The 13,526-nt window shown below is 61.7% G+C and carries 15 protein-coding genes; 11 read left to right on the forward strand and 4 right to left on the reverse strand.

Annotated features, from left to right (window positions below; translation table 11 throughout):
• The first annotated feature begins 66 nt into the window (after positions 1-66).
• From GA0061105_RS04595 to GA0061105_RS04625, 7 genes are all read left to right on the forward strand, one after another.
• Complete coding sequence (locus GA0061105_RS04595) at positions 67-774, forward strand: DUF1045 domain-containing protein (protein WP_064695337.1); 708 nt, start codon at positions 67-69, stop codon at positions 772-774.
• A 113-nt stretch (positions 775-887) separates the two neighbouring features.
• Positions 888-1,811 (forward strand): allantoinase PuuE, encoded by a 924-nt coding sequence (puuE, locus tag GA0061105_RS04600; protein WP_092748405.1) that lies wholly within the window; start codon positions 888-890, stop codon positions 1,809-1,811.
• A complete protein-coding gene (gene uraD / locus GA0061105_RS04605; RefSeq protein ID WP_092748407.1) occupies positions 1,811-2,311 on the forward strand; it encodes a 2-oxo-4-hydroxy-4-carboxy-5-ureidoimidazoline decarboxylase in 501 nt (166 codons plus the stop codon). The genes puuE and uraD overlap by 1 nt, the downstream gene beginning before the upstream one ends.
• Positions 2,308-2,670 carry a HepT-like ribonuclease domain-containing protein gene (locus tag GA0061105_RS04610; RefSeq protein WP_064695334.1) on the forward strand — a complete coding sequence of 121 codons (363 nt, stop codon included), beginning with the start codon at positions 2,308-2,310 and terminating at the stop codon, positions 2,668-2,670. The genes uraD and GA0061105_RS04610 overlap by 4 nt, the downstream gene beginning before the upstream one ends.
• A gap of 5 nt (positions 2,671-2,675) precedes the next feature.
• A complete protein-coding gene (locus GA0061105_RS04615) occupies positions 2,676-3,176 on the forward strand; it encodes an ureidoglycolate lyase (RefSeq protein ID WP_092748409.1) in 501 nt (166 codons plus the stop codon).
• Positions 3,173-3,529 carry a hydroxyisourate hydrolase gene (uraH, locus tag GA0061105_RS04620; protein WP_092748411.1) on the forward strand — a complete coding sequence of 119 codons (357 nt, stop codon included), beginning with the start codon at positions 3,173-3,175 and terminating at the stop codon, positions 3,527-3,529. Before GA0061105_RS04615 ends, uraH begins: the two co-directional genes overlap by 4 nt.
• Positions 3,530-4,270, forward strand: coding sequence for a metallophosphoesterase family protein (locus GA0061105_RS04625; RefSeq protein ID WP_092748413.1), 741 nt, complete (start codon positions 3,530-3,532; stop codon positions 4,268-4,270).
• 22 nt (positions 4,271-4,292) lie between these two features.
• Here the strand turns inward: GA0061105_RS04625 and GA0061105_RS04630 are convergent, their stop codons facing one another.
• The 4 genes from GA0061105_RS04630 to GA0061105_RS04645 form a co-directional block, all read right to left on the reverse strand.
• Positions 4,293-6,059, reverse strand: a complete 1,767-nt coding sequence (locus tag GA0061105_RS04630; protein ID WP_092748414.1) for a flotillin family protein — start codon at positions 6,057-6,059, stop codon at positions 4,293-4,295.
• The gene (locus GA0061105_RS04635) at positions 6,056-6,703 is read right to left on the reverse strand and encodes an OB-fold-containig protein (protein WP_092748416.1); all 648 of its coding nucleotides are present in this window, start codon (positions 6,701-6,703) and stop codon (positions 6,056-6,058) included. The genes GA0061105_RS04630 and GA0061105_RS04635 overlap by 4 nt, the downstream gene beginning before the upstream one ends.
• A 5-nt stretch (positions 6,704-6,708) precedes the next feature.
• Entirely contained in the window at positions 6,709-7,848 is a 1,140-nt protein-coding gene (locus tag GA0061105_RS04640; protein WP_092748418.1) for a PspA/IM30 family protein, read from the reverse strand.
• Positions 7,849-8,019: 171 nt separating this feature from the next.
• Positions 8,020-8,631 (reverse strand): CDP-alcohol phosphatidyltransferase family protein, encoded by a 612-nt coding sequence (locus GA0061105_RS04645; protein ID WP_064695327.1) that lies wholly within the window; start codon positions 8,629-8,631, stop codon positions 8,020-8,022.
• Between the two features lie 197 nt (positions 8,632-8,828).
• Here GA0061105_RS04645 and GA0061105_RS04650 point away from each other — a divergent pair, with 197 nt between their 5' ends.
• The 4 genes from GA0061105_RS04650 (at position 8,829) to GA0061105_RS04665 (ending at position 13,438) form a co-directional block, all read left to right on the forward strand.
• Positions 8,829-10,613, forward strand: coding sequence for a bifunctional alpha/beta hydrolase/class I SAM-dependent methyltransferase (locus GA0061105_RS04650; RefSeq protein WP_092748420.1), 1,785 nt, complete (start codon positions 8,829-8,831; stop codon positions 10,611-10,613).
• Between the two features lie 10 nt (positions 10,614-10,623).
• Entirely contained in the window at positions 10,624-11,952 is a 1,329-nt protein-coding gene (locus GA0061105_RS04655; RefSeq protein WP_064695325.1) for a phosphatase PAP2/dual specificity phosphatase family protein, read from the forward strand.
• A complete protein-coding gene (locus GA0061105_RS04660; protein WP_064695324.1) occupies positions 11,949-12,386 on the forward strand; it encodes a hypothetical protein in 438 nt (145 codons plus the stop codon). Before GA0061105_RS04655 ends, GA0061105_RS04660 begins: the two co-directional genes overlap by 4 nt.
• Before the next feature lie 377 nt (positions 12,387-12,763).
• Positions 12,764-13,438 carry an adenylate/guanylate cyclase domain-containing protein gene (locus GA0061105_RS04665; protein ID WP_064695323.1) on the forward strand — a complete coding sequence of 225 codons (675 nt, stop codon included), beginning with the start codon at positions 12,764-12,766 and terminating at the stop codon, positions 13,436-13,438.
• Positions 13,439-13,526 lie beyond the last annotated feature (88 nt).

A 13,526-nucleotide genomic window follows, 5' to 3' on the forward strand; every position in this document is an offset into this window, starting at 1 on the left:
CCTATTTGCTTGCGCATCGACAGCGCCGAATTTACCGGCGTTCCCTTCCTTTATGGAGGAAAGTGCATGCGCTATGCCATTTGCTTCACGCCTCCGGCGAGCGACCCGTTGTCGCTTGTGGCCGCCAATTGGCTTGGCCGAAACGTGTTTTCGGGCGATATGGTGGAGCCTCCGGCCGTCCGCGGCCTCGGCATTCATGAGATCGCCTTCCATACCGCCGTGCCGCGGCGCTATGGTTTTCACGGCGTTCTGAAGGCGCCTTTCCATCTGTCCGCCGATACGTCCGAGTCGCAACTCCTGCGCGATCTCATGCGTTTTGCCGGAACATACGCACCCTTCCGGATTCCGCGTCTCGAAATCGCCCGGCTCGGCAATTTCTATAGCTTGATGCCGAGCGCCCCCTGCGAGCAGATCCAGTATCTGGCCTCGGCGATCGTTCAGGAGTTCGATCGCTTCCGGGCGCCGCTGAGTGAAGCCGATATCGAACGCAGCGACCCCGATGGGTTGTCGGCGGCGCAATTCGCCAATCTCCATCGTTGGGGCAATCCCTATGTGATGGAGGAGTTCCGCTTCCACATGCCGGTAACAGGGCCTATCAACGCGATCGACATGCCCCGCATCGCGCCGGTGCTGCGAACGGTCTTCGAGCCCGTCTTGAGGGAGCCGGTGATGGTTTCGAACGTGGCGTTGATGATCGAGGAGGGCACCGGCGGTCCCTTTCGCGTCCATTCGCTCCACCCCATGGGCAAGGTCAGCGCGCGCAGGATCGCCTGAGCGCGCGTCAAGCTAAGTTATTGTCTAATAATGATAAATTCCGCTGCGCAGTTTCCGGCTCGACATTCCGGCTGCGGATGATACCGTTCCCCGTCTTTTCAGAAGGTGATTTGATGGTATCCGAGACCTACCCGCGCAATCTCGTCGGCTACGGGCGCCAGACGCCCGATCCGAAGTGGCCGGGCGACGCCCGCGTCGCCGTACAGTTCGTCATCAATTACGAGGAGGGCGGCGAAAGCTGCATCCTCGAAGGCGATCCGGCTTCCGAAAATCTGCTGTCGGAAATCGTCGGTGCTGCCGCCTGGCCGGGGCAGCGCAATCTCAACATGGAATCTATCTACGAATATGGTTCGCGCGCCGGGTTCTGGCGGCTCTGGCGGATGTTCACCAGTCTCAATGTGCAGGCGACCGTCTATGGCGTGACGTTGGCGATGGCGCGCAACCCCGAAGCCGTCGCCGCCATGAAGGAGGCGGGCTGGGAGATCGCCAGCCACGGCTACCGCTGGCTGGAATACAAGGATTTTTCCGAGGATCTGGAGCGCAAGCACATTCTCGAAGCAGTGCGCCTTCATACCGAACTCACGGGTGAGCGGCCTTTCGGGATGTATCAGGGCAAGCCTTCCGACAACACGCTGCGGCTGGTGCAGGAGGAGGGCGGTTTCCTCTACTCCTCCGATTCCTATGCCGACGACCTGCCTTACTGGGTGAAGGGCATCGACGGGAAACCCTTCCTGATCGTTCCATATACGCTTGAAACCAATGACATGCGTTTTGCCACGCCGCAGGGTTTCAACACCGGCGACCAGTTCTTCACCTATCTCAAGGATGCTTTCGACACGCTTTATGAGGAAGGCGAGGCGGGCAGCCCGAAGATGATGTCGGTCGGCCTTCATTGCCGTCTCGTCGGGCGTCCCGGCCGCGCGGCGGCGCTGAAGCGCTTCATCGAATATGTGCTGAAACACGACAAGGTCTGGATTCCGCGCCGCATCGAGATCGCCGAGCACTGGCATAAGCACCATCAGCCGGATGCGCTCTGATGCTGTCGCGCGAGGATTTCGTTTCCCGCTTCGGCGGCGTGTTCGAACATTCGTCTTTCATCGCCGAGCGCGCCTATGACGACGGCGGCGTGAGGGAGCCGTTGACGGCAACTGGAGTGCATGCGGCCCTTGCCGCCGTCTTCCGCACCGCAAGCCATGAGGAGCGCCTTGGTGTGCTGCGCGCCCATCCGGATCTTGCCGGCCGGCTGGCGATAGCAGGCGAACTCACGGAAGACAGCCGCAAGGAGCAGGCCGGCGCCGGCCTCGATCGGCTGAGTGCGGACGAACATGCCCGCTTCACCCAACTTAATTCGGCCTATGTCGAAAAATTCGGCTTTCCCTTCATCATCGCCGTCAAGGGGCTCGGCAAGGACGACATCCTGACGGCCTTCGAAACACGGATCGGCAATGGCCGGGACGAAGAGTTTGCGACCGCGGCCGCGCAGGTCGAGCGGATTGCGCTGCTGCGCCTGACGTCAATGCTGCCGGAGGCCGAATGAAAGAGCGGCGCGCGATCGACTATCTCAATGAGATGTATGAGGCGGCATCGGAAGCACTGTCTTTCGTCGGCGGAATGGATGGGGCGGCATTCGCGGGAGACAAGCTTACCTTCAAGGCGGTTGCCTTTTGCCACTTCATCATCGGTTCCGCGGCGTCCCGTCTGCTGGTGACACATCCGGAATTTGCGACCGAGCATCCCGATCTGCCGTGGACGAAAATCTGCGGCACGGGCAACCGTATTCTCGAAGATGTCTTCGATCTCGATCCCGTCGACATGTGGGAGGCGACATATCGCACACTGCCGGAGCTTCTTTCCGCAATCGACGCCATCCGTAACTGGCATGCCCAAGGCGAGTGAATCCATTGCCCGAATTTCTCGACATTCGCCCGCTTACCAGATCGGCCTTTGCTCCCTTCGGCGAGGTGATCGAAGCCGATCCGGCTTCGATGCGGCTTATAAACGGTGGCACGACCGAACGCTTTCACGCGCTCGCGGCGGCGGAAGCGACGGGCGAAGGCGCACGCGTCATCATCAATCTCTTTCGCGGCCAGCCGCGCAGCTTCCCCTATGATGTCGATATGATGGAGCGCCATCCCTTCGGCAGTCAGAGTTTCTCGCCGGTTTCCGGCCGGCCCTTCCTCGTCGTCGTCTCCGAGGACGAAAGCGGACGTCCGGGCAAGCCGCAGGTATTTTTCGCACGCGGGGATCAGGGCGTGAACTACCGCCGCAATGTCTGGCATCATCCGCTGATGGCGCTCGGCCAGACCTCGGATTTCGTGGTCGTCGACCGCGACGGGCCTGGCAACAATCTGGAGGAATTCTTCTTCAAAACTCCCTATGTCATCAAAGAGCCAGCCACATGACCGGACTCACCACACATGTTCTCGACACTGCCCTCGGCAAGCCGGCCGAGGGTCTCATGATCGATCTTTTCCAGCTTGACGGCGAGATCCGCAGACATCTGAAAACGGTGGAAACCAATGCGGACGGCCGAGTCGATGGTGGCCCGATCCTTGCCGGCGAAAATCTTCACGTCGGCACTTACGAGTTGGTCTTCCACGCCGGCGAGTATCTCAGGGCCTGCGGCACGCCGCTGCCGCATCCGGCCTTCCTCGATCTCGTGCCGATCCGCTTCGGCATTGCCGATGTCACGGCGCACTATCACGTGCCGCTGCTGCTTTCGCCCTATGGCTATTCCACCTATCGGGGCAGCTAGATGCGATTTGCGGCGATCGCCGACATTCACGGCAACTATCTGGCGCTCGAGGCGGTGCTTGCGGATATTCGGGCGCAGGGCATCGAGGAGATCGTCAATCTCGGCGATTTCTTCAGTGGCCCGCTGGAGGCCGGCCGGACGGCTGACATGCTGATACCGCTCGGTCTGACGTCGGTTTGCGGCAATCACGACCGGTATCTGATCGAACAAGACCCGACCTCCATGCACGTCTCGGATGCCGTAGCCTACCGGCAACTGACGCCATCCCACCTCGACTGGCTGCGGGGTCTGCCGTTCGATGCCGTCTATCGCGGCGAGGTCTACCTCTGCCATGCGACTCCGAAAGACGACAATCTCTACTGGCTGGAGTCCGTCTCGCCGGAGGGACATGTCTTCCAGAAGCCGATCGAAGCGATCGAGGCGCTGGCCGAAGGCATCGAGTTGCCGCTGATCCTGTGCGGCCATAGCCATGTGCCTCGCGCCGTCCGTCTCTCCGACGGCCGTCTGATCGTCAATCCCGGCAGCGTCGGCTGCCCTGCCTATGACGACGTACTGCCCTACTATCACAAGGTCGAAGCCGGTCATCCGCTGGCGAGCTATGCCATTCTGGAAAAGACGGCGGCCGGATGGACGTGGCAGTTCCGAACCGTCGCCTATGACCACATGGCGATGTCGGCACTGGCCGCCGAAAGGGGCCGTGCCGACTGGGCGAGCGCACTGGCGACAGGCTGGGTGCGATAGCTCGGACCTGCCTGCGCTGCGATCAATCCTTCTTCGGCGCCTGAGGGGCCATCGGCGTTGCCGGGGCTGCGGCCGATGCTGCGGGCTTTGCCGAAGCCGTGGCCGGAATTGTAGGCCTTGCCGGAGGTGCAGCCGGCTTTGCCGGTTTTGCCCCATCGAGATTGCCAAGGAGGGATGAGATGGCGTTGTCGCCGTCGAAGCCGGCTTCCTTCAACAATTTGTCAAGGATCGGCTTGTTGGCCTGATAGGAGAGCAACTGGCCGGCGAGGCCGTCGCCGAGACCGAGGCCGCTTTCACCGCTCGCGCCGTTTCCGCGGCCGAGCATGCCGCCGGTGTCGAAGATCCTGATATCGGAGATCTTCTCGATCGGTTTGACCGCCTCGGCGAGCGCCTCCGGAATGATGCGGATGCGTTCGCGGGTAATCTCGAACTCGATGATGGTCTGGCTGAGCTTGTTGCGGGCTTCGTTGAGAAGCGCCTCGCTTTCAGCCTGAGCCCGGCCTGTTTCGAGGATGCCCTTGGCCTTGATGATCGCCGCATCCGCTTCGGCGGTCGCAAGCGTCTTGATGGCTTCCGCCTGGTCGATCGCGGCCTGTTTCTCGGCTTCGGCGCCGACGGTGACGGCGGTGGCTTCGGTCTCGGCGGTCTTACGCGCGTCGATCACGGCGATCTGCTTTTCGCGCTCGGCGATTTCGATCGCCTTGGCGGTGCCGACCTTTTCCTCTGCGGCAATCGCCCGGGCGCGGGCCATTTCGGCGGTTGCCTTCGCCTCGGATTCTTCGCGGCTCTTGTTGGCGACGGCAATCGCGCTTTCCTGGGCGACGATCTGAAGGTCGCGCTTGGCTTCGGTATCGCGCTGCTGGACGGCGCGGGCGGCATCGATGTTTGCGCTCTCGCGGGCCTGCTTGGCGGCTGCCTCGCGCTCGGCGATCGCCTGTTCGGAGGCGATGCGGGCCTCCTCCTCGGCACGCTTGGCTGCCTGTTCCTGCTGGGCCGTTTCCGCGCGCGTCGCGGCGGATTTGTTGGCGATGTCACGTTCCTGGTTAAGTTCGGCTTCGCGCTTGGTCCGCTCGATCGCCAGCGACTGCTGACGGGCCTCCAGATCCTTCTGGGCGATGGCGACTTCGGTGTCGCGGACGATTTCGTTTCGCTCCTTCTTGCGGCCCTCGGTGATGCGGGTCAGCGCCGCAAGACCCTGGGCGTCGAAGAAGTTGTTGGCGTTGAAATGCTTGATGTCGGTCTGGTCGAGACGGGTGAGCGACACGGATTCGAGCTCGAGACCGTTGGACTGGAGGTCGGCGCCGACGGCTTCCTGCACGGCCTTGACGAAATCCATTCGCTGCTCCTGCAGCGCGTCGAGGTTCATGGTCGCGGCCACCGAGCGAAGGCCGTCGACGAATTTCGCTTCGATCAGGATGCGGAGCGCCTCGGCATCGTTGGTGCGGCTGCCGAGCGTCTGGGCGGCCAGCGCGATCGAGGAACCGTCGGGTTTGACGCGGACGTAGAACTCGGCGCCGATATCGACGCGCATGCGGTCCTTGGTGATCAGCGCATCGCCTTCGCCGCGCCGAACTTCGAGCCGCAGCGTCTTCAGGTTCACGCGGGCGATCGAATGGAAGATCGGCAGGACGACGGAGCCGCCGTCGAGCACGACCTTCTGGCCGCCGAGGCCGGTGCGCACATAGGCTTCATCACGGCTCGAGCGCGTGTAGAGAGAGGCAAGGACGAAGCCAATGCCGAAAATCAGAACGATGCTAATGCCGGCCGGTAGAATAATGTCGTACATCATTGCTGCTCCCTGAAAGATTGATTGTCCGCTGCGGCGGGATCCGCCAGTGCGGGAATGGCGATAAACACGTCTGCCTTGCGATCGACGAGAAGAACCTCGGTGCCGATCTTCAGAGGGTTCTGGCCTTTGGCAGCCTTGGCTCTCAGCACATGCCAGTTCCCATGCTGGTCCTTGACGCGGACACGCCCCGGCAGTCCCTGGTCGAGCGGGCCGAGCGACACTTCGGCGGTCCTGCCGACCAGCGCGTCGAGATCGACGGCATAGGTCTCGTCGTGCGGCACGATCCGCGCCACCGTCCGGCTTGAGGCCCTGACCATTGGGACTGTGACCAAGATGGCGGGAATGGCGGCGATGGCAGCGGGAAGCGGCGCCCAGAAGGCGTTGGCGACGGCTTGTATGGCAAAACCCGTCATGGCGAAGAAGCCGAGCGCCAGCATGATGAGGATGAGCAGGGGGACGCCGCCTACATTGAGCCAGGACAGATAGCCCGAGAACCCGTCATGGCCATGGAAATCCGGTTTTCCCAGAAATTCCATGATCGAAAAACCCATGACGGTCGCAAGCATTTCGATCGCGGTCAGGCCTGCGAGCACGGCGGCGGCGATAGCGAAGGGAGCACATTCGGGGGCGAAGAAAAGTGCCATCGGCGTTACCGGTTATCCGCCTTGAAGCGTGCGAGACGGGCCTCGATCGCCTGCTCGCGGTGCAATCGGTCGAGTTCGTCCAATTCCGAATTCTGGGTATGGTCGCCTGTAGGAACGCCGGTCATGCGCGAGACCGCCGCGGCGGCGCGGGTCGCACCCGCGCCCGGAGCGGCTCTGCTGTGGCCGGCTACGGCCTCTTCGGGATGCTTGGCGATGCTGCGCTTGAAATCGGCAAGGCGGGCGTCGGCCTCGCGGCGCGTGGCAAGCACGGCCTGCAGGGCTTTCTGGCCTTCGTCCACCTGCTCTTTGGCATCGGCCAACGCCTTGTCGAGCGCGGCGATCTGGGATTCGAGGTCGATCTGGCGGGCGACGCCGGCCTTTGCGAGATCGTCACGCCCTGAGGAAACGGCGAGACGGATCTTTTCATCGAGCGCGTTCATATCCTCGACGATTTCGTCGCGGCGGCTCTGAATGCGGTATTCCTCGGCGCGCGCCTTGCCGAGATCGGTGCGAGCCTCGTCCGCCGCAGCATCGATCTCGCGGATCGCCTGTTCGATGACGGCGATCTTGTTGACGCCTTCCGCTTTGTCGACCGCCGCATTCGCGATGCCCGCGATCAGGCGACCCATGCGTGAAAGAATGCCTTCATTCGTCATGTTTTCCTCCATCTGAGCGGAATTCGGCGTGACGCCGATGTGAATTTCGTAGTGATCCGGGCCGGCAACGAGATAGGCCGGAAAAATGCTTTCCCATCCCCTGGAATAACCGGCGACGTCGAAGGGCACGAAAACGCGTCCATGCACCGTGGCGATCGTCAGGTCGGCGGGCCCCTTGATGGCGAAGAGCTTGTCGTCGAGCGGCAGCTGGGGCGGATTGACGATCATGCCGCGATTTGTTGCGAAATCGCGAAGGCCGAGTGTGACCAGCCGTGCCGGCAGGCCCGTCTCTCCGCGAACGGTTTCATAGGCTAGCTCATGCAGGAGGACGAGATTGGCGCCCGCCTTTTCGTCAACGATTTCGGCGAGGATGTCGATCATCCTGCGATAGGCGGCAATGGTGTCATCAATGGCCTGCCGGGCCTGGTCATCAGGCGCCAGCCTGTAGCGCAGCAGCGATGGGTGAGGTGTCTTACCTGTGTTCGCCATAGGCTAAAACATAAAGCACCGCTTTTGTGCTTTCAAGAGGAGGCGGAAAAAATACAACTTGTGTTTAACATGTGGTTAGGAAGAGGACGGATTGTAAGGAGGGCTTGCTAAACAACTCGCAAGAAACAGCACATTGCGGATGGAAGAACCGCAGCGGATCGGTTCCACATCCTATCGGGGGGCCTTGCGCGCCTCACGAATGCCGGCGCTGATACGGTTGATTGTAGTCCATACGAGAAGCAGAGCCACCGCTGCCCAAAGCCACGACGTCCATGCTGCAAACGTACCGCCAGCGGCGATAAAGATGCCGAGCGCGCCGAATAGCACCGCACGGTCGCTCTTGCCCAGCGGCCCGTCATAACGCCGGCTTGCACCGACCGTTTGACCCAGGACGCCGGCAAATTCCGTCAGAGCCGAGAGGAATATGACGGCCATGACCGGCATCAGATCGTTCGGCTCGATGAGCGCAAACGGCAAATAAAGGGCGGCATCCGACACCACGTCGCCGGTCTCGTTGAGATAGGCGCCCAAAATGCTCTTCTGCCCATGTTCGCGCGCGAGCATGCCGTCAATGGCATTGAGGCCCATGCGCAGGAGAAACCATACAGGCACCAAGAGAAACCAATGCGGAAGCGGGGCGATGCTCAGAAAAAGCCCAAGTGCAACCGAGACGGCGGCAGCAACTGAAGTCACCTGATTGGCGGTAACGCCTCGCGCCGCCAGGGAGCGCACCAGAGGGCGGAGAATATCCTGAAATCGGGACTTCAATTGGTAAACGGACATGCTACCTCAGTGGAGTTTCGTGGCATAGTAATAGTCTATCGGCTCGGACGTGCAGATCGTCGTATTTGTGAGGAAAGTCCCACCTCATGTCGGTCTTCTCAAGGACTTACATTTGCAGCTAGACTTTTGCAATAAAAGCAAATCACTGTTGCCGCCAATGGTTGCAACTCATCCATCGATCAGAATTGGAGAAGACCGTGCTGCAAACTGCCGATAGCGTGCAACCGTCCTCGACGGCCAGACCAGTGCGTGAATCCGAATTTGTCTCGCATGACGGCACTCGACTGTTTTATCGGACGTGGCCTGCGACCGGCGCTGTAGCGAAGGGCGCGATCATTCTTCTCCATCGCGGCCACGAGCACAGCGGCCGCGTCGCCCATCTCGCCACCGAACTCGGCCTCGATGATTTTGCCTTCTACGCATGGGACGCACGCGGCCACGGGCGCTCGCCGGGAGAGCGCGGCTATTCGCCATCCTTTGCGGCCTCGGCGCGTGATCTCGATTGCTTCGTCCGTCATGTCAGCGAGACAAGCGGTACTCCGGTCGAAGACATCGCCGTCATTGCACAGAGCGTCGGCGCGGTGCTGGCCAGCACCTGGGTGCACGATTATGCGCCGCCGATCCGCGCACTCGTGCTGGCCTCACCGGCCTTCAGCGTCAAGCTCTACGTGCCTTTTGCCAGGGAAGGCATTGCGCTTTGGGAAAAGCTCAAGGGAACGTTCTTCGTCAATTCCTATGTCAAGGCGAAGTTTCTGACGCATGATCCCGAGCGCATCGCCTCCTTTGAAGCCGACCCATTGATATCTAGGCCTATTGCCTCCAACATTCTGCTGCAGCTCTATGAGGCGGCAGCCCGTGTCGTCGACGACGCCCGCGCCATCACCGTTCCGACCCAGTTGCTGATCTCGGGCAGTGACTGGGTGGTGCGGCATGCGCCGCAGCACCGGTTTTATGAAAACCTCGGCAGCCGCATCAAGGAACGGCATGTGCTTGCCGGCTTCTACCATGACACGCTTGGCGAAAAGGACCGCGCCATTGCGCTCGCCGAGATCCGCCGTTTCATCGAGGCGCGTTTCGCCGAGCCCCGGGCGCCGGCCGACCTTCACACCGCCCATGTCCAGGGCTATACCAAGGACGAGGCCGACCGGCTTGCGAGCCCTCTGGACGCCACATCCCCACGCGGCATTTATTGGGCGCTCAGCCGTCTCAACATCAGGCTCGGTGCGCTGGTGTCCGAAGGCATAAGGACCGGGGTAAAAACCGGATTTGATTCCGGCTCGACGCTCGATTACGTCTACGAGAACGAGCCGCGGGGGCTCGGTCCCGGCGGGCGATTTATCGACAAGGTGTTCCTCGAGGCGATCGGCTGGCGCGGCATCAGGCAGCGCAAGCTGCATTTGCAGGAACTGATCGATCAAGGGCTCCGGCGCCTGAAGGCGGCCGGCCGCAGTACCCATATGCTCGACATAGCGGCCGGGCACGGCCGTTATGTCCTTGATGCGATCGAGGCGGCTGCCGTGCGTCCCGATAGCGTACGGCTCCAGGATTATTCCCCCATCAACGTCGAGGCCGGCCGCAGCAGCATTGCCGCGCGCGGACTGGGTGATTTCGTGAGCTTCCGCCAGCAGGATGCCTTTGACGGCGAGGGGTTGGCTTCAATCACGCCGGCTCCGGATCTGGCGATCGTCTCCGGCCTATATGAACTCTTTTCCGACAATGCGATGATCGCCGCTTCGCTCGATGGGATCGCCCGCGCGATGCAGCCCGGCGGTTTGCTCGTCTACACCAACCAGCCATGGCATCCGCAACTGGAGATGATCGCTCGCGCGCTCACCTCCCACCGCGGCGGTCAGGCGTGGGTGATGCGGCGGCGCACGCAAGAAGAAATGGACCAGCTTGTCGCTGCGGCTGGTTTCCGCAAGATCGAACAGCGCATCGACCAGTGGGGCATTTTCACCGTCTCGCTGGCGGAGAGGGTTTGAGGGCAAAGCGTTGGGGCAGGCACGTTCTACTCTTTCCCGGACAGCGCCGGTGCAGAAGCGCGCGGCGCTCTGGCTCGCCTTCCTGGCGCCGTTCTTCTATCTGACCTATGGCGGCGCCAATTGGCTGGCATCGCTACGCACCGATGTGCCGAACATCGCCTTCGCATGGGAAGGCGCCGTTCCGTTCCTCGGGTGGACGATCATTCCATATTGGTCGATCAATCTGTTCTACGCACTCTGCCTGTTCATCAACACGACGCCGCGCGATGTGGATATGCTCGCGAGGCGTTACCTGACGATCCAGTTGATAGCCGTCGCGTGCTTCATCGCGTTTCCGCTCGAAGCAACCTTCGTGCGGCCGGCAACCAGTGGCCTGCCCGGTTTCATGTTCGCGGTCCTCGGTGGCTTCGATAAGCCGTTCAACCAGGCGCCGTCGCTGCATATCGCGCTGCTGGTGGTGATCTGGGACCATCTGCGCGGTCGGCTGCCGCGGAAGGCGCGGCTTGCTTGGCACGTCTGGTGCTTCCTGATTGGTGCCTCCGTGCTGACGACGTGGCAGCATCACGTCATGGACATACCGACCGGCGTGCTGCTCGGCCTGTTCGCCGCCTGGCTTTTCCCGCGCAATGCGGCTTCCCCTCTTGCGAATTTTGCTTTGAGCGACGACCCGAAGTCGCGCCGTCTCGGCATCTACTATCTGTGCGGTGCCCTGGCATTTCTCGGCCTTACAGCGCTCTTCACTCCTCGATCGGCCGCAGCGCTTCTGTTGCTCTGGCCGGCCGCTGCGCTGGCAATCGTCGCAGTCGGATATTTCGGCGCCGGCCCGCAGATATTCCTGAAGCGTGCCGATGGCCGGGCCGTGCTTGCCAGCCGCTGGCTACTGGCACCCTATCGGCTGGGCGCTGTCATCAATGTTTGGCTCTGGACCCGGAAAATGCCGCCCTTCGTGGCGATCGCCGACGGCGTCCATCTTGGCCGCTTTCCGCGTCGCCACGAGGCTGACCGTTTTGCCACGGTGATCGACATTACCGGCGAACTTCAGCGCCCAAGCGGGACATCAACGCGCTGGTGCAGCTTTCCGACTCTTGATCTTACAGGCCTCGACAAGATCCAGACGCGAGCCGCGGCGAACCTCATCGAGGTTGCGCGCCACCAGGGGCCGGTTCTCGTCTGCTGTGCGCTCGGTTTCCAACGGAGCGCAGGCGTTATCGTGCGTTGGCTGCTCGTCACCCGACGTTGCGAAAATGCGGCCGAAGCGCTGCGGCTGATCGAAGGGGCCGGGCGGCGTGTTCATCTGCCGGTGGAAAGTATCCATGCGGTGGCGGAGGGCTTGCAATGACGCAGTGGAAAAGCACGGCGGCGGCAGCCGCGCGAAGTCTCGGCCGCAATTCGATCGTCTGCGGCGTGACCGCGCTGCTGACGCTGATTGCCGGCCCGATAACTCAGGGATATCGAGGCTTCGCTCTATCGCCGGGTTGGCTGTCGATGCTCGTTTTCTGCTTGGTCGTCCTTGCGCTGGCGATCCATCTCCTCTTCGATGCGCTGCTGTTTCGCCTCGCGTCGAGCCACGAGACCGAGGCCGCCGGTCTTGCCGCCGTCGACGACCTTTTGTCCCGAATGCAGCTTCGAAAGCCTGACAGGACACCAGCTCGCCTCGAGAGGCGGATTGCCGGATCGCGTCGCATTGTCTGGCAGCAGCGTTTTGCGCTCGCCATCTGTCTCTTGATGTTCGCGGTTCAGTTCACTGCGACGGGTGGCACGCCGTTATGCTGAACAAGGCGGCAGGCGATTGATGCAAGGGCGCGCCGGCCCGGTCGCCTCGATAGGCACACTAGGTCGAGCTCCCGACCATGCCGCACCGAAGGACATCCTGACACCTGCACCTAGGCCGTTGTCCGGTTAGAGCGAGCCTACGGCGAGACGCGGCCATCACAGTGGTTCGCGAGTTGTCACTCTGCGACGGCAGCGCCGGGTATGTTGTCTGGCGGCGTGCCGAACTGCTCCGGAGACCGCGGGAATTTGGCTATCTTATCTTGAGTTCAACCTTGATCTCTTCGATAATCGGCGGGGCGATTTTTGTACCTTCTCGGATGCGCTTGTTTCAACTTCCTGCATGGATGCTCTAACGCAAGCGCCAATAGGGAGCGGTGATGGACACCCACACGAGCCAGCGAGAGAATTCCGCTAAAGCACCGGCGACCGTTGCGTTCATAGATATCGCAGGCTTCAGCGCGATTGCGGACGTTTACGGCGACGCGGCCGCGTTGGACGTGCTCGAGGTATTTGAGAGCATGGTCCGCGACGCCCTCAGCGGCTATGGGCCTCCGATCAAATGGATCGGCGACGAGGCAATGCTCTCGTTTCCTGAGCCCGATACGGCGATCCAGGTACTCGGGACGCTGTTGCAGGCATGCCGTAAAGAGTCGCGGCTGCCACTCACTCGGGCGGGGCTGAACCATGGCCCGGTCATCAACAGAGCAGGCGATCTCTTTGGGTCGACGGTCAACATTGCAGCGCGGCTCGCCGCGCTCGCATCGCCCGGTCAATTGCTTGCCACTCAACCCATTGCCGAGGCGGCTGTTACCAGAGGCATTCTAGTGCGAGACCTCGGAATGGTGGCGCTTAGGTCGGTAGCCGGGGAAGTCCCTCTCTATGAGATCGAGCTTGCTCCGTCGGCCGATCCAGCCTGGATCGATCCGGTGTGTAAGATGCATGCTCCGTATTCATCCTATAGGCGTGCCGGCCTGCAGGGCCCCTGGTTTTGTTCGCCACGTTGTGAAGAAGCATATCGACGGTCACCGCAAACCTATGGGGTGCCCCGGTGACGGTTCAGGACTTTGGCGCGGAACACCTGTTAAACCTGGTCCTCTCCCGCGGATACAAATCTGCTTGAAACTGGATGGATTCGTCGGT

The sequence above is a fragment of the Rhizobium aethiopicum genome (assembly GCF_900094625.1).
In the GTDB taxonomy this organism is placed as follows: Bacteria; Pseudomonadota; Alphaproteobacteria; order Rhizobiales; family Rhizobiaceae; genus Rhizobium; species Rhizobium aethiopicum.